General features: G+C 31.4%; 18 protein-coding genes. 3 read left to right on the plus strand and 15 right to left on the minus strand.

Features of this window, described 5'->3' with window-relative positions:
* Nucleotides 1-12: 12 nt before the first annotated feature.
* The 10 genes from B2P65_RS09550 to B2P65_RS09595 form a co-directional block, all read right to left on the minus strand.
* Nucleotides 13-1,509 (minus strand): sugar ABC transporter ATP-binding protein, encoded by a 1,497-nt coding sequence (locus B2P65_RS09550; RefSeq protein WP_346846418.1) that lies wholly within the window; start codon nucleotides 1,507-1,509, stop codon nucleotides 13-15.
* Nucleotides 1,510-1,795: 286 nt separating this feature from the next.
* A complete protein-coding gene (locus tag B2P65_RS09555) occupies nucleotides 1,796-3,394 on the minus strand; it encodes a response regulator transcription factor (RefSeq protein ID WP_346880053.1) in 1,599 nt (532 codons plus the stop codon).
* A complete protein-coding gene (locus B2P65_RS09560) occupies nucleotides 3,381-5,201 on the minus strand; it encodes a sensor histidine kinase (RefSeq protein WP_346880054.1) in 1,821 nt (606 codons plus the stop codon). The genes B2P65_RS09555 and B2P65_RS09560 overlap by 14 nt, the downstream gene beginning before the upstream one ends.
* Nucleotides 5,198-6,727 (minus strand): ABC transporter substrate-binding protein, encoded by a 1,530-nt coding sequence (locus B2P65_RS09565; RefSeq protein ID WP_346880055.1) that lies wholly within the window; start codon nucleotides 6,725-6,727, stop codon nucleotides 5,198-5,200. Before B2P65_RS09565 ends, B2P65_RS09560 begins: the two co-directional genes overlap by 4 nt.
* A 160-nt stretch (nucleotides 6,728-6,887) precedes the next feature.
* Complete coding sequence (locus B2P65_RS09570; RefSeq protein WP_346846414.1) at nucleotides 6,888-7,124, minus strand: hypothetical protein; 237 nt, start codon at nucleotides 7,122-7,124, stop codon at nucleotides 6,888-6,890.
* Nucleotides 7,125-7,362: 238 nt separating this feature from the next.
* Nucleotides 7,363-7,734 carry a PH domain-containing protein gene (locus B2P65_RS09575; RefSeq protein ID WP_035130653.1) on the minus strand — a complete coding sequence of 124 codons (372 nt, stop codon included), beginning with the start codon at nucleotides 7,732-7,734 and terminating at the stop codon, nucleotides 7,363-7,365.
* Nucleotides 7,735-7,996: 262 nt separating this feature from the next.
* Complete coding sequence (locus B2P65_RS09580; protein ID WP_346846413.1) at nucleotides 7,997-8,734, minus strand: ferritin-like domain-containing protein; 738 nt, start codon at nucleotides 8,732-8,734, stop codon at nucleotides 7,997-7,999.
* 171 nt (nucleotides 8,735-8,905) lie between these two features.
* Nucleotides 8,906-9,679 carry an ABC transporter ATP-binding protein gene (locus B2P65_RS09585; RefSeq protein WP_346846412.1) on the minus strand — a complete coding sequence of 258 codons (774 nt, stop codon included), beginning with the start codon at nucleotides 9,677-9,679 and terminating at the stop codon, nucleotides 8,906-8,908.
* Complete coding sequence (cbiQ, locus tag B2P65_RS09590) at nucleotides 9,680-10,489, minus strand: cobalt ECF transporter T component CbiQ (RefSeq protein WP_346846411.1); 810 nt, start codon at nucleotides 10,487-10,489, stop codon at nucleotides 9,680-9,682.
* 14 nt (nucleotides 10,490-10,503) lie between these two features.
* Entirely contained in the window at nucleotides 10,504-11,604 is a 1,101-nt protein-coding gene (locus B2P65_RS09595) for an energy-coupling factor ABC transporter permease (RefSeq protein ID WP_346846410.1), read from the minus strand.
* Between the two features lie 290 nt (nucleotides 11,605-11,894).
* Between B2P65_RS09595 and B2P65_RS09600 the strand changes: the two genes are divergently transcribed.
* Nucleotides 11,895-12,107: a DUF3955 domain-containing protein gene (locus B2P65_RS09600; RefSeq protein ID WP_346846409.1), complete on the plus strand. Its 213-nt coding sequence runs from the start codon at nucleotides 11,895-11,897 to the stop codon at nucleotides 12,105-12,107.
* 138 nt (nucleotides 12,108-12,245) lie between these two features.
* Here B2P65_RS09600 and B2P65_RS09605 read toward each other — a convergent pair whose 3' ends face one another.
* The 3 genes from B2P65_RS09605 to hypB form a co-directional block, all read right to left on the minus strand.
* Nucleotides 12,246-13,232, minus strand: coding sequence for a DUF5692 family protein (locus B2P65_RS09605; RefSeq protein ID WP_346880056.1), 987 nt, complete (start codon nucleotides 13,230-13,232; stop codon nucleotides 12,246-12,248).
* 66 nt (nucleotides 13,233-13,298) lie between these two features.
* Nucleotides 13,299-15,977, minus strand: a complete 2,679-nt coding sequence (locus B2P65_RS09610; protein ID WP_346880057.1) for an FAD-dependent oxidoreductase — start codon at nucleotides 15,975-15,977, stop codon at nucleotides 13,299-13,301.
* A 245-nt stretch (nucleotides 15,978-16,222) separates the two neighbouring features.
* A complete protein-coding gene (gene hypB / locus B2P65_RS09615; protein ID WP_346846406.1) occupies nucleotides 16,223-16,894 on the minus strand; it encodes a hydrogenase nickel incorporation protein HypB in 672 nt (223 codons plus the stop codon).
* Nucleotides 16,895-17,161: 267 nt separating this feature from the next.
* On the opposite strand from hypB, the gene B2P65_RS09620 reads away from it, so the two are divergent.
* A complete protein-coding gene (locus B2P65_RS09620; protein WP_346846405.1) occupies nucleotides 17,162-17,770 on the plus strand; it encodes a TetR/AcrR family transcriptional regulator in 609 nt (202 codons plus the stop codon).
* An 88-nt stretch (nucleotides 17,771-17,858) separates the two neighbouring features.
* On the opposite strand, the gene B2P65_RS09625 is transcribed toward B2P65_RS09620, so the two are convergent.
* Nucleotides 17,859-18,392, minus strand: a complete 534-nt coding sequence (locus B2P65_RS09625) for a GNAT family N-acetyltransferase (RefSeq protein WP_346846404.1) — start codon at nucleotides 18,390-18,392, stop codon at nucleotides 17,859-17,861.
* Between the two features lie 574 nt (nucleotides 18,393-18,966).
* Between B2P65_RS09625 and sstT the strand changes: the two genes are divergently transcribed.
* Nucleotides 18,967-20,199 carry a serine/threonine transporter SstT gene (gene sstT / locus B2P65_RS09630; protein WP_346846402.1) on the plus strand — a complete coding sequence of 411 codons (1,233 nt, stop codon included), beginning with the start codon at nucleotides 18,967-18,969 and terminating at the stop codon, nucleotides 20,197-20,199.
* 165 nt (nucleotides 20,200-20,364) lie between these two features.
* Here sstT and B2P65_RS09635 read toward each other — a convergent pair whose 3' ends face one another.
* Nucleotides 20,365-20,973, minus strand: coding sequence for an acetate uptake transporter (locus B2P65_RS09635; protein WP_346880058.1), 609 nt, complete (start codon nucleotides 20,971-20,973; stop codon nucleotides 20,365-20,367).
* Nucleotides 20,974-21,095 lie beyond the last annotated feature (122 nt).

Raw genomic sequence — 21,095 nt, forward strand, 5'->3', positions numbered from 1 at the left:
ATCTTCATCCTTCTATTCCCCCCTTGTAGCTAACTTCATAATAGCTTCTTGTGTAGCCTTTTCTCTATCTATTTCTCCAGTAATTTTTCCAGATGCCATAACATAGATTCTATCGCACATACCTATGAGCTCTGGTAATTCAGAACTTATTATTATTACTGCTCTATTTTCTTTTGCAAGTTCTGTAATAAGTTTATATATTTCGTACTTTGCTCCTACATCGATTCCCCTTGTTGGCTCATCAAGTATAAGAACATCTGGATTTCTAAGCATCCACTTTGCAAATATTACCTTCTGTTGATTTCCTCCACTTAGAGAATCAATAGAGGTTTCTAAATTAGGACATTTTACCTTCATTCTTTCACATATATTTGATACACTACTAATCTCTTTTTTACTATGTAGATGACCCTTATAAAAGAATTTTTCTAAATTAGATATGGATACATTTTCAGTTATACTTCTAATTCCTACTATTCCATATCTCTTACGATCTTCTGATAGCATAACTATTCCATTGTTAATACTATCTTTTACATTTTTTATTTTTACTTCCTTACCCTTAACTTTAATCTCACCTGATAGGTATGGGTCTAGTCCAAATATTGTTCTAGCCACTTCACTTCTACCTGCTCCCATAAGACCTGCAAAACCTACAATTTCTCCTCTTTTTACATGGAAATTGATATCCTCAAAATGTTTTCCATCAGTTAGTTCTTTAACCTCTAACATGGTTTCTCCGATTTTAATATCTTCCTTAGGATATGCATTGGTAATTTTACGGCCTACCATAAGAGAAATAACCTTGTCTATATCTAACTCACTAGCTGGCTTAGTATCAATAACAACCCCATCTCTTATAACTGTTATCTCATCAGCTATTTTAAAGATTTCTTCCATCTTATGAGATATGTATATTATACTTACACCCTTACTTTTTAATTCAGCAATCTTATCAAAGAGAATTCCTACCTCTTTTCTAGTAATTGCAGATGTAGGTTCATCCATGATAATAACCTGTGAATTATAAGACATAGCCTTTAGTATCTCTAGCATTTGTATATCTGATACTGTAAGATCTTTAAATTGTGTTGTTGGCGAATAGGGTAAATTTTCTTGTTTTAAAAGTTCTTCTGTATCTTTTCTAATCTTCTTCCAATTAATTTTTCCTAATTTATTTACAGGCTCTCTTCCTAAAAATATACTTTCTTCAATAGTAATCTCAGGTATATAATTTAGCTCTTGAAATATCATAGATATACCATGCTTACGAGCTTCAATAGGATTCTGTATCTTAACTTCTTTTCCATCTATATGAATACTTCCACCATCAGGCTGATATATACCATTTATTATCTTCATAAGTGTAGACTTACCAGCTCCATTTTCTCCACAAAGCACATGAACCGTTCCCTTTTTAACAGAAAAACTTACATTTGCTAAGGCAGTTACTCCTGGGAAAAATTTCTGTATACCTTTTAATTCCAGCTTTGGTATATTGCTCTCCACCTTTATCCCCCCTTGTAAACTTTTAATTTCATTCTATGGCATAATTATAATAAAAAAATAATTAACCTATAATGGAAAATAACCTTAGTTTTGTGCAAATTATTCTCGCCTAATTTTTCACAAAGTTCTTTGTGTAATATATTAATATTTTTGTGTAATATATTAATATATTTGTGCAACATAATTATATATATTTCTACATTTTTTTCATTAATCTTAATTTTATATAAAAAAAATACTACTTAACATAGTTAAATAGTATTAATGTGCTACACTTTATCTATTTTTATATGGTATCTTTATATTGACCTACAGTTAATCCTGTTACTTTTTTAAAAGTCTTATAAAAATACTGTTGATCTGTAAATCCGACCCTTTGATAGATAACTTTCATGCTATCTTCACCTTTATTAATCATTTCCTTCGCTTTTTCTATACGCAGATTAATAATATACGAAGAAATATTTATTCCTGTCTCTTTTTTAAATAAAAATGATAGGTATTGTTTAGATAGATTAATATGAGTAGCGATATCTTCTAGTGTAACTTTACTTGAATAATTTTTTTCAATGTACTCCACAACTTTATTTATAATATATTTAGAATTCTGATCATCCCTTATTCTTAGAACTAACTGACATATCTCCTCTAAAAATTTACACATTAGTTTTGATATAAACATAATTCTTGTAGAATCCATAATTTTATTGTAATACCCCTGATATAAGGTATCATAATCATTACCTTGAAAATATTCTTCATACTTTTCTAATATACTAACAATAATATTACAATACATAAGCTTACATGTTAACTCTGATATTTTACAACCATTTATTTTCTTCTCTATACTCTCTATATGACTTTTTCCACCCTCTAGATTTCCTTCTTCTATAAAGTTTATAAGAATACTCTTAGATTGTTTTTCGAACTTCAGCATATTTATATCCTTCAATTCTTTATTTTCTCTAGTTTCTACTACAGAACCCAAAGGCAAATAGAATATATCTTTTGTTCTTTCTATATATTCCTTAAAACAATTTGGAAATTCTCTAAGCTCACTAAACATAGGTGTATATATTACATCTAGCTTAATATTAAAATATTGCATTACAGTGGTCTTTATATATTTAATTACCTCTTGTACTTCACCATATTTAATATCTTCCTTGGATATAAAATATATAAGTCCATCCTCCTGTTCCTTCAGAACACATTGTATTTTTTCTTTAGAAAATATCCACGTTATAAGCTCTATCATAGCATTTTTCACATTTTCATTTTCTCTTTCTTTAATAGATGTAATAATATCATTAGTTTCAGGGAAGAAACCTAAAATAGAATATTTTCCTCCATAAATATTAAAGTCTATCTGTTTAAACCCCTCAAAATCTACTTCATCAAAGGAACTTGAACCATCTATAAGATATTCTATAAGCTGACTTTTACCCTTCATTAAGGTTTCACTAGCCTTATCCTTACCTAGTGCATCCTTATCCATATTATCTAAATTTCTTTTTACCTCTAGCATGGTACTTATAAGTTCCTCATCCTCTACCTCTGATTTAAGAATATAATTATTAGCTCCACATTTTAGAGCTTGTCTTACATTTGTAAAATCATCATAGCAAGTTAATACCAGTATTTGAGTTAAGCTATCTTCTTTTCTTACTTCTTCAGTTAACCATAAACCATCCTTCTTAGGCATTTTTATATCTGTTATAATTACATCTGGGTTATATAGCTTATACATCTCATAGGCCTTTTCACCATTTGGAGCCTCACCTATAACTGTAAAGCCTATGCTATTCCAATCTATTGTGGATTTTAATCCTACTCTTACAAGAACCTCATCATCTACAATTAAAACCTTATAAACTTTCATCACCCTCTTTATCTACTAAAAAGTCACCAGTAGGTTTCCTCATTATACTCCTAGGAATCGTCACCTTAACATATGTACCTATTTCACTTCTATTTCCTATCTTAATCCCATATTCTTCACCACAATAAAGCTTTATTCTTTCATTAACATTGTTTAATCCAACTTTACTAAATTTATTTACATCCTTTTCTTTAGTAAAGATTTTTTCTAAATCCTCTTCACTGATGCCAGGTCCATTATCTTCTACAAGAATAATTAAGTTTTCACCTTCTATACATGCTTCTATAGATATTTCCAATGGTTCCTCTTCTTCATCTTCCCTAATTCCATATATCAAAGAATTCTCTACAATAGGCTGTAAAATTAATTTCGGTATTGAGCAATTAAGGCAGTCTTCATGAATATTATAAATAATGTTAACTTTTTCATTGAATCTTAGATTTTGTATTTTAATATAATTCTTAACGTAATCTACCTCATCTTCTAGAGTAATCATTTCCTTTCCTAAGTTTATACTTACCCTTAGAAGTTTTATCAGTGAAGTTACTGCATTACTTACAGATTTATCTCCTTGTATCTTTGCCATCCACTTTATAGTATTTAGTGTATTATACAGGAAGTGTGGATTAATCTGAGCATGCAATGTCTCAAGTTCTAACTCTTTTTTTATTCTTTCTTCTTCTACTAGCTTATCAACAACTTCATTCATCTTCCCTATCATATTATTAAAGCTGTTTCCAAGTTCCCCTAACTCGTCAATTCTATCTATATTTATGCGCACATGTAAATCTCCATCTTCAGCCTTCTTCATCATATTTCTCATACTCACCATGGGTTTTGAAATTTGAGACGAAAAGAATAAACAAATTATTATAGTTATAACTACATAAATTATTACACCTATTAACATATATCGTTGCATATTTGTAATTTCTTTGTATAGATAATCTTTAGTTACTATTTTTACAATCTTCCAATCTGTTGATGTAATATTAGAGTATATACATACCTTTTCAACATTATCATCAGTAAACTCTATTGAACCCATATCTATTTTAGATGATAGAACTTCTTTTGCATAATTTTTTTCTTCTATATTCTTTCCTATAATTTCTTTATTAGGATGACTAATTATTTGACCCTTTTCATTACAAATAAATAATTCACTATTCTCCTCTGTAATTAGACTTTTATAAGAATCCTCTAATATGGTTTCATCTACATCAATAAATATTGTTCCCATATCCTTTAAGCTATTTAAGTCTATTATCTTTCTTCCTAAAGAAAAATAGTTCTTAGGAATTTCTCCCGACAATATCTTAACTCTAACAGGAATTGTATCAAACCAAACTAACTCACCATGAGTCATATTGATATTATTAATATCAATTCCCTGTTTAACATAGGTTTTGCTAGCCCCTACATTATAAATATTATGTTTAGTTGTAAGGTATATACTTTCCACCTCTTCATTTGTAGTACAAAAATTTCTCAGTATATTATTTAATTCCTCATTACTTTTAGTTGATGAGCCTTTCAAGCTTTCAATAAAATCTCTATTGGTAACAACCATGTCTGACAGGTCAGCAATGCTATCAATTATAAAATCAATATTGCTTCCTGCCTCATATACAGATTGTTTTGCAGATTCACTATACTTTGTAGTAATAATTGATTTCATTACATTGTTATAAATAATATATATAAATCCAATAGGTATAAATATTAATAGAATAAAAATAACTAGCAATTTATTTCTAAAGCTCTTTCTAATCCATGAAGTTCTCATTTTATCCCCGCTCTTCATTGTAGTAAACTCAACTCTTTTAAAATTTTATCTGCTACTACCTTAGGATCTAAATCATTCTTAACCATATCTCTTACATTATTAATAATAATTTGCTCTACAAAATAGAAATTACTAATCTTAGATCTAAAATATACATTATCCTCTTTCCAGACCTCTAGTAGTGCAGGTAAGTGGTTTAAATTACTTATTTCATTTGTATTACTTTTTACATTTTCTATAATGTCTTGTACATCCTTGCTATTATATACAGATTTTCTTGGTGGCATGCTTCCACCTTCTGGTTCCCATAAAACCATACTTTGAGTCTGAGGTGCAGTAGCCCAAACTATAAATAACCAGGCAGCTTTCTTTTCAATTTCTGAAGCATTACTATTAATTCCTATTCCTGTTCCTCCATATATATTGGCACTTCTCACATTTCCATAGGGCAAGATGCTATAACCAACCTTACCTGCCACTTTAGATAAATTAGGATTTTCTACTACAGCTCCATTTTCATCCCAGTTTGCCATCATTGCAATTTCACCATTCTTAAAAGCTTCCGCAGTATCAGTCCAATTCCAATTAATACTATCTGGTTCACCCACTTCTACCATCTGCTTGTACATACTTAATCCATCTTCAAGGTTATGATTTTTAACTGAAACCATTTTGGGTTTTTCTACTCCTAATGTATTAACATAGGGATCATCAAAATAATCCCCTCCATAGGATTCAAGGACATTAGAAAAATCGCAATATACTGAATTATGTAATTGAGCCATTTGTGCACTTCCATATTTAACTTCCTCATCTGGAACATTTTCATCAATCCATTTTGAAACAATACAATACCTTTCCCAAGTAAAATCTTTCTGTCCTGGAGTCCAATCAAATCCATTTTCAGCCATAAACTGTTCTCTATACTTTTCGAAAATATCCTTTCTATAGAAGAAAATCATAGTTGTAGTATCAAAAGGTATAGCACATAACTTAGTTTTATCTCCAAAGTAGGATAAAATATTTACCTGATCATCAAAGAAATCCTCCATACCACCTGGTATATGAGGCATTTTAGGATCATTATTATATAAATTTAAATCCTCTAGATTGTTATGAAACCTGTTAAGAGTTTGATATGGATCTACATAAACAAGTTGAAACTTTGCTCTTTCAGATATAAAATCATTATTTATCTTATTTATCATTGTACTATAGTCCATTGGTCTAATGTTTACTCTAATACCAGTTTTTTCAGTAAAATTTCTACACTCCCTAGAAAGAATATTAGCATTTATATTATTTTCTACTACAAAATTAAGGGTAGTACCTTGAAATTCCCTCCATTGAAATCCCTCTGGTGTTTCTATATTGGGTAATTCATTATCCCATGGATAAAAAGGCGCTTTAATTTTATTACTAATTAATTCATCATCTTTAGACTTAGCCATTATTATATTTTCGCTATAAGTAGTTAAACAAAGCATCATTACAGCCATAATTACAATGAAAATATAAATTCTTTTATTTCTAATAATAATCACCTTCCTCCTTTGTTTTTATATAAAATACTATTCCATTTAGCTACATTATACATAATAATTCTACATATTTAAATGATTAAATCACTATTTTTTCATTAAAATGCTACTCTATTAAAAAATAGAAAAAAAGAACCCTCATAATGAGAGTTCTCCAATGAACTTATTTTTCTTTTAATGCTTCTGGTAATAATTCTTCAATCTTGTTTACTGGTATACCATTTCTGAATTTAACATCCATTCCACAAACTACAGCATAAAATCTAGCATATACCTGTTGAATTTCTTCAACTTCTGGTGAATCTGTTCGATATGAAAAATATAAATTAGTCAATTCAATGGCAACATCATATTCATTCCTTTGTATTGGTGTTGATTTCAACTTCATGTCTTCTTCCATCTTAATCACCCCCTAATAATATTTTACATTAAATACCATAGAAATGCAACAAAGGATAATAAGCCAGTTTGTAGATAATAAATTTCAAGGTAATGTTTATAAAAGTTAAAGCCGCTACTTAAAAACTTAAATAACGGCTGTTTATTAAATATCAGAATTATATTACTGCAACCTATGATGTGGAATAAATCACTAAATAAAATTTAAAACTTATTCACTTTACATATGTCTATGATTATCATTTTAAAAGTGCATTAGCTATTAATTTATCCAATTTACGGATATCTACTCCCTTTTGTAGATTTACTTTGATTTGACCTGCTCTAGTCCATAATTCAACTTCTGCACTAAGATCAAAAAGCTTCCCTGCATTTTCAGTAGACCACATGTTAATAGAAGAATATGGTAAAGAATACACCTCTACTTTCTTGCCAGTAAGCCCTTGTGCATCTCTTACAATTAATCTTTTATTAGTAAAAATTGCACTATCTCGGAATGTTTTATAAGCAGCAATTGCTACTTCTCCTTCAACCAATAAATCATTAACATCATTTGGAATTGGGCATTCAGATACTAGTGTCCATGTTAATATACCTTGTGTTTCTGCCATTTTATTTACCTCCTATAGTAAATCTTTGTCTCTATTTACTATTCTGCATCTATGTAGAAAAACCTTCCTCAATAAATGATTTTTTTCAAGCTTTTGTAAAAGTATTAGATCCACTTCATTTATTGATGATATTAATATACATAGCTATAATAACCTCTATAACTTATGATACTAATATTTAATCGATATTCTTTTCAATTAAAAACAAAAATGCGATAACTTAAATACTAAGATATCGCATTTTACTTTTTAGTTTCATACTCTAGTAATAATAGTAACCCCTTGCCATTTTACTCTCTGCAAGCAGTTTAGATGCACCTGTCCTTTCCCACTCTTCCACCTGTTCAATAGCTTCCTGAGGAGTTTTTCCCAAACCGACAAGGACACCTGATAGGATAAATTCTTGATATAAATGTTCAGGATTAATCCCTTCTCTCGCTTCTGCTAAAGCACGAGTTACTAATGGAGTTATATACCTTACCCAGTCATCTGGCGTAAATTTAGAAGTATCCTGCATTGAACGTCTATTCATAGATGGACTTTCCATACTTCTGTTCAAAGTAAAAAGATAATTATATTTTGAAGAGTGTTTCAATTCATCTGTAATTATATCAAATAAAACATCTCTTTGTGGGCCCATACCTAAAGCTTTTCTAATATCTCTATATCTTTCTACCGCTCTTAGCTCTCCGAATAAAGCTTTTTTAATACCATCTATATATGACTCTGGTCTTTCAAAAGACTCGTCTTCTACCGTTGGAATCTCCATACCGGTAAAGTCCTTATAAATTTTTCTAAACTCTCTATTATGTCTACGTTCATCATCTCGTATAGACGTTATAATGTCTTTTTCTTCCACAGTAGGTGCCATACTTATGAGAAAATCATAAAAAAGTTCATCTTCTCTTTCACCTTGAACTGCCTCTTTCACTCTCTCAAGAGCCTCTTGTAACTGAGTATTATACATCATTTGATTCTCTACTCTAGGCTTAATATACACTAAAATTTCCTCCAGAAATAATAATTCAATAATATATTATGCTAGGTATCTATAAATGTGAAAATAATTACTCTTTTCCTTCCATATTCCACACCTTGTCCATCTATAACTACAATTCGCATTTTATCCCCCTATATTATACCAAATCAAAAGCCATAATTATTGGGTGGTTTATATGTTATAGAAATCATTTTTTGAAGCTCCACAGATTGGACAATTTTGAAGTGAAAGAGGTATTTCTAATCCACAATCATTTAGTAAATCCGCGTTACTTAAAATATCCACTGTGTTTCCGTCTGCAGCAATTTCACCCTCTTTTATCACAATAATTCTTTTACAAGTATCAAATACCATATCTAAATCATGACTAGTTATTATTTTTGTGTGCTGAAAGCCTTTTAATAAATTGATTAATCTTCGTCTTGATTTAGGATCTAAAGCTGCTGTTGGCTCATCCATAACTAATACATCTGGTTCCATTGATAGAACCGATGCAATTGCAGCAGCTCGCTTTTCTCCACCTGATAATTTAAAGGGTGCTCTATCTTTCAAGTGAGATATTCCTACTAACTCTAAAGCCTTTGTAACTTTGATTTCAACTTCTTTTTCATCAAAATTATAATTTCGTGGTCCAAAAGCCACATCATCATATACAGTTGTCATAAACAACTGATCATCAGGATCTTGAAAAACCATTCCTAACCTCTGACGAATCAAGGGTAATGTTTTTTTTGATACATACACATCTCCTATGACCACCTCTCCGTTACTTGGAAATAGAACTCCCATCAAAAGCATTAATAGTGTGGACTTTCCTGCACCATTGGCACCAATAATTCCCACAGATTCACCGTGATGGATTGTGAATGATATATCTTTTACTGCTACATGTCCATCAGGATAGGAAAAATATAAGTTCCTTACCTCAAGTTTATGACAACTCATCTATTTAATCACCCCCGTAATTAATGAACCTATAAGCATAGGTATATTATAAATTCTTGCTAAAATGAAAAATATACTCCAACCTGCTAAATATGCAAAATCACTAAAGCTTAATTTTTCAATATTTCCTGTATTATACTCACCTGTAAATCCTCTCATATTCATAGATTGATACACCCGTTGTGCCCTATCAAATGTCCTAAGTATCAACTGTCCTGCAAAAGAACCCCAAACATTTCTATGTATGCCCTTTTGTCCAGGCGCCCTAAGTAAATATGCTCTCATCATTCTAGAAACCTCTTCTATCAGCACAGATATATATCTATATGTTAATAATAACTGTAATACAAAGATTTTAGGAACTTTCAGCATACGCAATGCTACAGCCAATTTATCCATTCCTGTAGTTGCAATTAATAAAATACTAACAGTTACCGTTAAACCACATTTTATAAAAATAGATAAAAATATTACCCATCCTCTTGAAATAACAATACCTCCTAGAGCCATTGTATGATGATTAAATAAGGGGTTTAATATGCCAATTCCAATAATAAAAGGCTCTACAAGTAATAGTCTTTTAAGGATTGGAACAACTGGCAGCTCTGCTAACACAAAAATAACCACAGGATAGAAAATAAAAGACAAAAGACTACTAATTTCATATCTTCCAAATGATACAACTACAGTTAGGTAAACAATTGTAGTTAATAACTTTGTAATGGGATGAAGCCCATGTATTGTGGTTTCTTTCCCTGCTAAATCACCTAGAAGTCTCATATTATAAAGAGAATTTATTACTTTTGCCATGTAAAATCAAATCCTTATTGTAGAATTTTACTGGTGGTTTCATTACCACCTAGCTTATTTTTATTATTAAACTTTTCTTTTCTTTTTTTAACTAAGCTGATAACAAATCCTGTGAATGCTGCCAGTGCAAGTGTCAATATTCCACCAACGATACCTGAAACACTTGTTCCAGCACTAACTGCAGGCCATTGCTCTTCAACTTCTACAGCTGCTTCTTTTTCACTTTCGTCTTCCTTTGCCTTAAAACTGTAATCAGGTAAAAACGCTATCTTACTTTGTATTTCTGATAATGTATTATGAATTCCATCTGGTGTTTCAAATTCTGCTGTTCCTGAAGTTTTTTCCATAGCCCATTCCAATCCATCAGGATTTGAAGAGGCAAACCAAGAAAGCGTTCCGCCAACTAAAACTACTCCAATTACCAGGCTAGTAAGTATCTTTTTCATAGATATATTACCAAGAGCTTCTCCTCTAGCTGCCTTTTCTAGAATTTCTGGTCTAGCCTTCCATACAAAAGTAACAATTGCTGATGTAACAAACCCTTCAGCTACTCCGATTGCTAGATGTATTGGTTGCATTAACAATAAAAAGGTTCCAAAAGGCAATTCAGTCTTTCTAGACATAAGAGTCTGAAGTACAACGCTAAAAGCTCCTATTTGAAGACCAACTATAGTAGATGCCATTGAGGCACCAAAGATCTTCTTAGTAGTAATCCCTTTACGTGTAAACCATTTATAAATTAAAGGGTATGCTATAAAACAAGTATAAAATCCAAGGTTAAATACATTACAACCATAGGCAAGTAACCCGCCATCTCCAAAGAACAGTGCTTGAATTAACAAAACAGAAGCCATAGTTAAGAATCCCGCATAGGGCCCTAATAATATTGCAAGTAGTATTCCTCCTCCAATGTGTCCACTAGAACCAGTACCAGGGATTGAAAAATTAATCATTTGTGCAGCAAAAACAAAGGCTCCCATTACCCCCATTAAGGGAATTTTCTTTTCATCCATATCATTCTGTATTTTTTTAATTGAATAAGCTGTAATTCCAGTAGTAGCAGCCAACATAGTTCCTCCCACCACTGGTGAAATCAAAGCATCAGCCATATGCATAATATTCACTCCTTTACAAAATAAAATGCTCCCCAAAGTCAAGCATTTAAAACCATCTATTTTATCTCCGCAGTTGTAAATCGGAACCTCAGTTGTAAATCGAAACGCAACCCTTTCGACACCAATTAGGTTGTATTAATAATAAATATTTATTGTAAATCAATAAATATTTATTGACAATTCTATTCTCCAAGTATAAAATGATATTAAAAGGTACAGAATTTATAAAGTACTTAATTGCAAACAAAAATTAATCTGAAGTACAAAAATTTATAGGAGGAAAATTAAAAATGAAAAAATATTTATTTAGTATTCTTTTAGTAGTAGCTAGTATAGCGTGTTTTACGATATTTAATGTAGTAGGTTCCGAAGTCTTGCCAGATGGAACTCTATCTGAACCATTCTTTCTTATACCAATAGGATTTTTATTTGCTGGCATAGCTATTATATCAGCAATAATAATTTTTATAGTATCTAAATTTGTAAACAACAATAACCAATAAGTGTATAATCTATTATTTTCAATTAATAGATACGTATTAGAACTTAATTATTGTATATTGTGTTATCTTAATAGTTCTAGATAGCAGAAATAGGCCTATAGGCCTATTTTTTGCCTTCTATAATCATAATATATCGCTTTACATCATCATTTTAATTTCTTTAAACTCATCAAGGTCAGTATAAAGTTCTCCCTTGTATGGATTTCTCTTAGTTTTCTTTATTTTATATATCATATAAAGAAATACAGCTATATTACTTGCAAGAGCTATAGCTCCTAAAATTGTATAAATAGTAGTATTGTAAGTTGATTTAACTACAAACATTCCTGTATCCTGGAAATTTGGAAAAGTTTGAGCAAACATGCACCATATAGCTAAGGTCTGAGCTCTATGCTGTAGCCAAGCACCTTTTCCAACAGTAAATGCACATAGAGTTGGTGCAATGAGTAATGCTAAGCCTGCATACCAAGAATGAGTAGGTATGCAATTATAAGTATATACAAAATTCCATAAATCATATGCAATAATCCAGAACCAAAGCATATCAGGCCATAGCATATCCTTACTTTTGTCCTTTTTAGTTTGTTTTCTAATTACTATTCCAAACCAACCAGTTATAGCAATGATATTTAGTATACCAGCCGCTGCATTCATATAATTCCATGGACCACCCATTACACCTACTACTTCTCCTTCAATAGCTCCTGAATTCATCATCCAATAAGTGGATCCAACCTCAATATCTCTTGCCACTGCTTCTATAATGTTAATAGCTAGAATCAACGGTGGAAAGCATAGTGCAATTTTATTATCAGCTAGTCTCCAAACAACCTCACCAGTAATTTTATCCTTTTTCTCGATATGACGAATACACCAAAATCCAATACATCCTGCTGTTGCAGAATAAACTTTAGCTAGATGGAACCAGTCAGTATAGGTAACATCCTTTAAAACAGTCATCCAAACAATTGTTAAAATAATTGGCAAAATAACAAAACTAAAAAATCCTGCCCACTTCTGTCTTCTAGAAAATTCATTGAATAAAAACAAACCTGCAAAAACTACAAACCACATTCCCCATGCAGAAAACATTGTTGCTCCTTCAACATAATTAAATTCAAACATTTTATTCACCCTCTACCCCTATCTAAATTTAAAATTACTTTATAAAATCTTTTATAGTTAACTAAGTTATTTAAAAAGTTTCTTTACTTTTTTAGTTGTAATTTTCACTTTACGTTTAAGAATTTGCTTTATAACTACAGGTTTTAAATCCTCATAGGCTACACCCTCACCATCATATTTTCTTACAAGGGAAATAGCATCAAACTTACATTTAGTGGTACATTGTCCACATCCTACACACAGGAATTCATCTACAACCGTTGCACCACAGCTAAGACAACGTTCTGTTTCCTTTTTTATCTGGTCTTCAGTAAATGTTTCACGCAAGTCTTTAAAGGTTTTCCTTGACTTGCTTCCATCTACATGACCTACACTCTGTCTAGGAGTACTATCATATCCTTGAAGTTCTATATTTTCCTTATCTAATGCATGATATTCTTTTCTATCTCGACCAATAATCAAACTTTGTCCTGGCTGAACATAACGATGAATTGAAATTGCACCTTCTTTACCTAAAGCAATTGCATCTATTGCAAACTTAGGTCCTGTTAATGCATCACCACCAGCAAAAACATCAGGCTCACCTGTCTGTAATGTAAATGGATCTGCTTTAATAGTATTATTTCTATTTAGTTCAATTTTACTACCTGATAAAAGTTCTCCCCAATTCATTCCTTGACCTATTGAAAGCAGTACAGTATCAGCCTTAACTATGATAGTGTTATTTTCATCATAAGATGGATTAAATCTTCCACTCTTATCAAATACAGAAATACATTTCTTGAATTCTACTCCTGTAGCACGACCATTTTCAACAATTACTCTCTTTGGTCCCCAAGAATTATTAATTTCAATATTCTCTGATAATGCTTCCTCAATTTCCTCTGGAAGTGCAGGCATTTGTTCACGACTTTCCAAACAGTACATTTTAATTTGTGTATTCCCAATTCTAGTAGCTGTTCTCGCAACATCTATGGCAACGTTACCACCACCGATTACGATTACATTGCCTTCAAGTTTTAACTCCTTACCCAAGTTAACATCTCTCATAAAATCTATACCGGTTATAACATTTTCTACATTTTCACCTTCAATACCAAGTTTCCTTCCCATACATGCACCGATTGCAATATAGAAGGCTTTAAAACCTTGATCCCTTAATTCATTAAGACTTATATCTCTTCCAACCTCAACCCCTGTCTTGAATTCAACGCCTAATTCTTTCAGTATGTCAATTTCAGCATTTATTACATTCTTTTCAAGCCTGAATGAAGGTATTCCTAAAGTTAACATTCCACCAAGAACATTTTCTTTTTCAAACACAGTTACTTTATACCCATCAATGGCTAAGTAGTATGCACAGCTAAGACCTGAAGTCCCTGCTCCCACAACAGCAATTTTTTTACCGTACTCGTGCTTACGTTTAGGCACATATCTATGATCAGTATTTAAATCTTGTTCAGCAATAAATTTTTTGATTTCATCAATAGCAACTGGATCGTCAATATCTCCCCTAGTACAATCTGTTTCACACTTTCTTGGGCAAATACGTCCACATACTGCAGGAAACGGATTTTCTTGTTTGATAAGTTCAAGAGCTTCCCTATATCTTCCTTGAGATGCAAGTTTAACATAACCTTGAACTGCAATATGAGCTGGACAATTGGTTTTACAAGGACTTGTACCTGTATCAACTACATCTTTTCTATTGGTTCTATAATCAGGATTCCATTTATCTGGACCCCACTCAGTATCTCGTGGAGTATCAATTCTCTTTATCTCAGTAGTTACTGGTGTTTTTGAACATAACTTTTGCCCCAATTGTAGTGCATTAACAGGACAATTTTGAACGCACTCTCCACAAGCAACACATTTCTCTTTGTCCACTTTAGAAACATAGTTTGAACGTACCATGTCAGCGTTAATAAACATACTAGCAGTTCTTAAAGCAAGACAAGAACATCCACAGCAATTACAAATAGCATGAGTTTTACCAGAACCATCTAAGTTAGGTATTTGATGCATTAAGCCGTTTTCTTCTGCTCTCTTAATAATTTCAAAGGCTTCTTCACGAGTAATCTGTTTGCCCCTCTTCGTACGTATATAGTATTCTGCTGCGTGACCCATCTGAATGCACATGTCTTCCTTAAGATGACCGCAGCCTTCTCCCATAGCTTCTCTTGCTGTACGGCATGAACAATCAGCAACTGAAAAAATATCATTATCATTAAGATACTTAGAAACTTCCTCATAGGATGCTCTTCTAGTTTCACCTTCAATGGCATGTTCTATAGGTATAACACGCATAAGACCTACTCCTACAGGAAAACTTCCTGCTGTCTTAGGTCCTCTTACTCTTCCATAGGCTTCAAAAGCCCTAGGAATCTGAGGATACTTTTTAACATTCTCCTTATTGTTAACCATCATTTCCATGATACCTGGAACCCAGGTCTCATACCAAAATGTATCTACTCCATCAATTTCATTTACAAAACAAACCCCTGCATCCGCTAATTCTAACAAAAGTTCTGTTGTTCTCTCTACAGATTTGCCACATAAAGGAGCAACATCTTTAGCAGTAACCTTTTTACGTATTTCCATACAAAGTACCACCTCAGCCATTTCTTCTGAAACAACAGGTTCAAGAATCATATACTCTGGATCTGTAGCTTTGATTTCATTTTTCGAGCCACGTTTCTTATTACTGATGTGATTTGCAAGATCAAGTACCTTTTCCTTGACCATATATTATCCCTCCCCAAAATAATTATATGTCATCATAAACAAAACTATAAACACCAGCGTTTACAATGAATTGCAAAGATGGCAAGACTCATTATTATTATTATTAACTATATTAAAATAATCAGCACTTTTAGGTTTTATTAAGTTATTAAAACAAAAGTAACCGAAAGAAGCTGATTATTATATATAGTCAAAATATTTTAAAGTAAGTTTATAATATTTTTAATGTTATGAATTATTTAAAGTTATTTATTTTTCCAATTATCTATTTGTCCACGTATCCAGTCAGCCCATTCTCCAATTCCTTCTCCAGTTTTAGCTGAAATTGGAATAACTTTAATATTAGGATTCAGTTTTTTTACCCTCTCTTTTACTGCCTCCATATCAAATTCAAAATAGTCCGATGCATCTATTTTGTTGACTAATAAAACATCAACTATTGAAAACATTAAAGGATATTTTAAAGGCTTGTCATCTCCTTCTGGTATGCTTAGAATCATAGCATTTTTTGATGCACCAGTGTCAAATTCCGCAGGACACACTAAGTTTCCAACATTCTCCAATATTGCAAAATCAATATTATCTGTTCCAAGACCTTTTAAACCTTGTCTAGTCATATCAGCATCAAGATGACACATTCCTCCTGTATGCAGTTGAATTACTTTAACTCCAGTCTTTGAAACCTTGTGTGCATCCACGTCTGAATCAATATCAGCTTCTAAAATACCAATGTTCATTTCATTTTGAAGAGCTTCAATTGTTCTTAAAACAGTTGTTGTTTTCCCTGAACCAGGTGATGACATAAGATTTAATAAAAAGACCCCATCTTTTTTCAATTCTTCTCTAAGTAGCTCAGCCTGACGATCATTGTTGTCAAAAACACTTTGCTTAATTTCTAAAACTTTAAATGCCTCCATGTAAACTCTCCCCCATTTCATATTTAATTTAGGTTACTTTATTGAAGTAGGTTACAATATATTATTACCAACCGTTCCACAATATAACATAACAGTTGTTATGTTTATAATATAATACACACCTACCTTTGTCAATGAATTAACATTCGAAATAATAAATATGTTATGAAAATACAGACTATTATGTCCTTGATATAATAGTCCTATGATATGTGAACCATGATGTTGTAAAAATATGATATACTATTTTTAAATGGGGTGAATAAAATGAACGCTAATGAACCTAATGAAAAAAAGCAACATATTTTAGATGCTGCAATTAGTGTATTTATAGAAAACGGCTTTGAAGAAACAAGTATGCGTCAAATAGCCTCAGCTGCTGGGCTTACTACTGGTGCAATATATCATCATTTTAAGAATAAGGACGAGCTATTCTACCACGCAGTAAAGGAAGCTATGTACTTTGCTCAAAAACTTTCTGAAAAAGATGAAAGTAGTAATCTTAAAAGCACTGAAAATATGTTAAATGAAATTAGTAATAAAGTTAGAGAACGTATGTCTAAGGTTAATGAGCAACGCCTTTTGGTTTTATTAATAGGCTACGTATTATCCAAGGGTGGCTCTCTTAGTGAAAGCCTTAAACAAGATTATAATGAAATAATAAACAAGGTAGCAGATATGTACTTCTACGCATTTGGTATTGAAAATAAAAACTGTAAGAAAAGTCTTGCTGCTATTTTAATAGCAGCTCTAGATGGTGTTGCAATGCAATATTCTCTAGGGGTTTTAAAACAGGAAGATCAAGAATTTAAAGACACTTTTATGAGATTTTTCGCAGAAAGTATTCCTATATTTATGCAAAAAAATAAATCCTAAACTAAGTTACATAAAACAAGGATGCTTATAATTTTTACATAGCATCCTTATTTTTATATTGCTAAAATAAATAATATATGTGTGATTTTTATAATGAAAACTCTAATTGGTAATCCCTTGGGTCATTTTCATATAGTTCTTTATTTATTTCCTCTGCTTCTTTACAGCCTATTGAAAAATAAAATGCAATTGTTTCTTCAGCAGAACCTGCACAAATATAAATTTTATCTGCTTTCCACTCTCTTGCAACATTGGCAGAAAGTACGAATAAATTTTTACCTATTCCTTTATTTCTACACTCTAAGGTTATGAAAAGCTGATCTAATAAAACATAATTAAATTTTTCACCAAAAAATTCACGATTAACTGTTGAAAACCCCAGTAATTTATTATTATCATCAAAAGCAGCAATGGCACTTCCCCCACTTAAAATGGTTTTCTTCAAATTTCTTAGATGATATTCATAGCCGTTTGGCCAATCACAATCTTGGTAATTTATTTCTACTAATTTACGTTTGCCACCCACATCTCTCCATGCTTTTCCTATATATTGAGATGGATTCATTTTGTTTATATACTCACATTCCTCTAATTCTAATTTTCTATATATAACATCTCCCATACTTCCACCTCCAAATACTCATGCAAAATAATCCTATTCTATAACACTTTGAACACCCTAGAAATTTTCTCTTACCACTAATTTTTTACAATAACTTCACTTTTATATTTACTATTTAAATAATACACATATTCTAGTAAAAATCCAATAACTCTAACATCAGTAAAATCTGTATTCTCAATTAAATTTTTATTTTCAATGAATAATTTTAGAACTGTTATCCCAAAATAGTATAGAGATATATAGTGGCATCTTTCCATAATGCTTGAAAAAATTTTTTTCTTGCAATTGAATTGATTTTATTAATATTTTAAATTTAATTTATATGACTTATAAACCTAGTTAATATAAGCCTTAATAGATAATTTAAAAACTGATTTTATTTTCTAATTGTTTATTATATAGGTTATTTATGTAAAGGTGACCATTAATTAATTGAAAATTCATTATGCTTTTCCACTTCACATTAGTGAAGATTCATGATAAACTTATTTTTACCAAAGAATTTCCTAGTAACAAATTTAAAGCCACAGAAACTTATTTTTTTTATTTAACGTTATAGGAGGAAAATATTATGAAGAATCTAATGAAGAAATGGAATGGATTAAGTTTAGTAAAACGTATAATCATAGGTTTAATCATAGGTATTATATTAGCCGTAACCATTCCTAATGTAGCAAAACCATTATCAATTTTTGGATCTTTATTTGTAGGTGCTTTAAAAGCCATTGCACCTATCCTAGTCTTATTTTTGGTAACCAGTGCTATTTCCCAACACAAAAGTGGTCATGAAACCAATATGAAAACCGTTATTATTCTTTATCTTTTAGGAACATTCTTAGCCGGACTTGTAGCTGTTATTGCAAGCTTTATGTTCCCGGTAAGTCTAACCCTTGTAGCTGGGGTAGAAAATATTACTCCTCCTGGCGGTGTAGTAGAAGTTCTTAAAGCATTACTATTAAACCTAGTTGATAATCCAGTAAAGGCTCTTTTCAATGCTAACTACATTGGTATATTAGCTTGGGCAGTAATTCTTGGTTTTGCCTTAAAAAATGCTGCAAGTTCTACAAAATTAATAATTTCCAATGTTTCTGATGCATTATCTCAAATGGTTGTATGGGTAATAAATTTTGCACCCTTAGGAATCATGGGACTTGTAGTTGATACTATCGTTACAAGTGGAATAGCTTCACTTCTTAGCTATGGAAAATTACTTTTACTTCTACTTGGAAGTATGATTTTTGTAGCTCTTGTTGTAAATCCAATAATGGTGTACGTAGCTATTCGTCAAAATCCATACCCCCTTGTATTTAAATGCTTAAAAGAAAGTGGAATCACAGCATTCTTTACACGTAGTTCTGCTGCTAATATTCCTGTAAATATGAGTTTATGTGAAGAACTTGGTTTAGATAAAGATACTTATTCAGTATCAATTCCTTTAGGTGCCACAATTAACATGGCTGGTGCAGCTATTACTATTTCTGTTTTAACTCTTGCAGCTGTTCATACTCTTGGTATCCAAGTAGATATTGGTACAGCAATAATTCTTAGTGTACTTTCTGCGGTAAGTGCTTGTGGAGCTTCTGGAGTAGCCGGAGGTTCACTATTACTTGTTCCTCTAGCATGTAGCTTATTTGGAGTCCCAAGTGACATTGCTATGCAGGTAGTTGGTGTAGGTTTTATCGTAGGTGTTATTCAAGATTCTGCTGAAACTGCACTTAACTCATCCACAGATGCACTTTTCACAGCAACAGCTGAATTTAGTAAGTGGCGTAAAGAAGGTAAAAAAATAAATATTTCTAAATAGAAATTAAATACTAGTGTAATTCTTATATAAATATAAAAGCCTCCAAGGATAGCTTATAAACTATTCTTGGAGGCTTTAAACCTTTATAACCACTATAAAAATTAGAATCACCTTTTGTGTATCATGGATATACAAAAGGTGATGAAAAAATTCATCACCTAAATATTACTTCTTAAATATTCCAAAAGGTTTTCCAACAGGTAAAAATACTCTTCCAAAGTGAGTATTTAATACTGCTGCTGCTGAACCATAGCAAGATACTAAAGCTATTGCTAACTCAGAATAAGCAGCTAGCATATGTGTTCCATGCTCCATTATTCCAAAAGTTGTTAGCGTTAATCCTAAGAATAGGAAATCTATCAATAGGAATATTGTAAATAACACCTTATGAGTTTCCATTGCACCTATAGTCATAAATATTGTAAAAATTAAATACCCTAAATAAGCAACTCCTAATTGATTTATGTCAGCTTTAGCTGCTAGGGCTGGTCCAAATACTCCATTTTGAATTAACCAAGTAAAACCAACACCATACCAAAAGAATGCATAAGCACCAAAAGCAGTTGCTCCAAAAGTGTTGTTATGCTTAAAATCATTTAAACAAGCCAACAATTGTGCTGTTGCTCCTAAAAATATTGCCCATGGTAATACTAAAGATACTCCCTCTGTTAATCCTAACTTTTGAGATGATGCTACTAATGTTACCATTGCTAGTCCAAATAAACCTATTGCCGACGGATCAGCTACTACTACTTTAACCTTTGTTTCTTGCATAATATCCTCCTAATATAAGTTCACACAAATTTCATACTTTTAAACAATAACAAAAATATTATCCATTGTCAATAAAAATTATAATGTTTACATATTTATAAACTATTACTTTGAATTATATA

It is taken from the genome of Clostridium sp. UBA3061, from assembly GCF_002367465.1.
GTDB classification, from domain to species: Bacteria; Bacillota; Clostridia; order Clostridiales; family Clostridiaceae; genus Clostridium_J; species Clostridium_J sulfidigenes.

Coding starts and splice junctions, on each gene's coding strand:
- B2P65_RS09555 (WP_346880053.1), bottom strand. CDS start 3,394: ATGAAAGTTTATAAGGTTTTAATTGTAGATGATGAGGTTCTTGTAAGA.
- sstT (WP_346846402.1), top strand. CDS start 18,967: ATGAAGAATCTAATGAAGAAATGGAATGGATTAAGTTTAGTAAAACGT.
- hypB (WP_346846406.1), bottom strand. CDS start 16,894: ATGGAGGCATTTAAAGTTTTAGAAATTAAGCAAAGTGTTTTTGACAAC.
- B2P65_RS09635 (WP_346880058.1), bottom strand. CDS start 20,973: ATGCAAGAAACAAAGGTTAAAGTAGTAGTAGCTGATCCGTCGGCAATA.
- B2P65_RS09625 (WP_346846404.1), bottom strand. CDS start 18,392: ATGGGAGATGTTATATATAGAAAATTAGAATTAGAGGAATGTGAGTAT.
- B2P65_RS09570 (WP_346846414.1), bottom strand. CDS start 7,124: ATGGAAGAAGACATGAAGTTGAAATCAACACCAATACAAAGGAATGAA.
- B2P65_RS09600 (WP_346846409.1), top strand. CDS start 11,895: ATGAAAAAATATTTATTTAGTATTCTTTTAGTAGTAGCTAGTATAGCG.
- B2P65_RS09585 (WP_346846412.1), bottom strand. CDS start 9,679: ATGAGTTGTCATAAACTTGAGGTAAGGAACTTATATTTTTCCTATCCT.
- cbiQ (WP_346846411.1), bottom strand. CDS start 10,489: ATGGCAAAAGTAATAAATTCTCTTTATAATATGAGACTTCTAGGTGAT.
- B2P65_RS09595 (WP_346846410.1), bottom strand. CDS start 11,604: ATGCATATGGCTGATGCTTTGATTTCACCAGTGGTGGGAGGAACTATG.
- B2P65_RS09620 (WP_346846405.1), top strand. CDS start 17,162: ATGAACGCTAATGAACCTAATGAAAAAAAGCAACATATTTTAGATGCT.
- B2P65_RS09560 (WP_346880054.1), bottom strand. CDS start 5,201: ATGAAGAGCGGGGATAAAATGAGAACTTCATGGATTAGAAAGAGCTTT.
- B2P65_RS09605 (WP_346880056.1), bottom strand. CDS start 13,232: ATGTTTGAATTTAATTATGTTGAAGGAGCAACAATGTTTTCTGCATGG.
- B2P65_RS09575 (WP_035130653.1), bottom strand. CDS start 7,734: ATGGCAGAAACACAAGGTATATTAACATGGACACTAGTATCTGAATGC.
- B2P65_RS09610 (WP_346880057.1), bottom strand. CDS start 15,977: ATGGTCAAGGAAAAGGTACTTGATCTTGCAAATCACATCAGTAATAAG.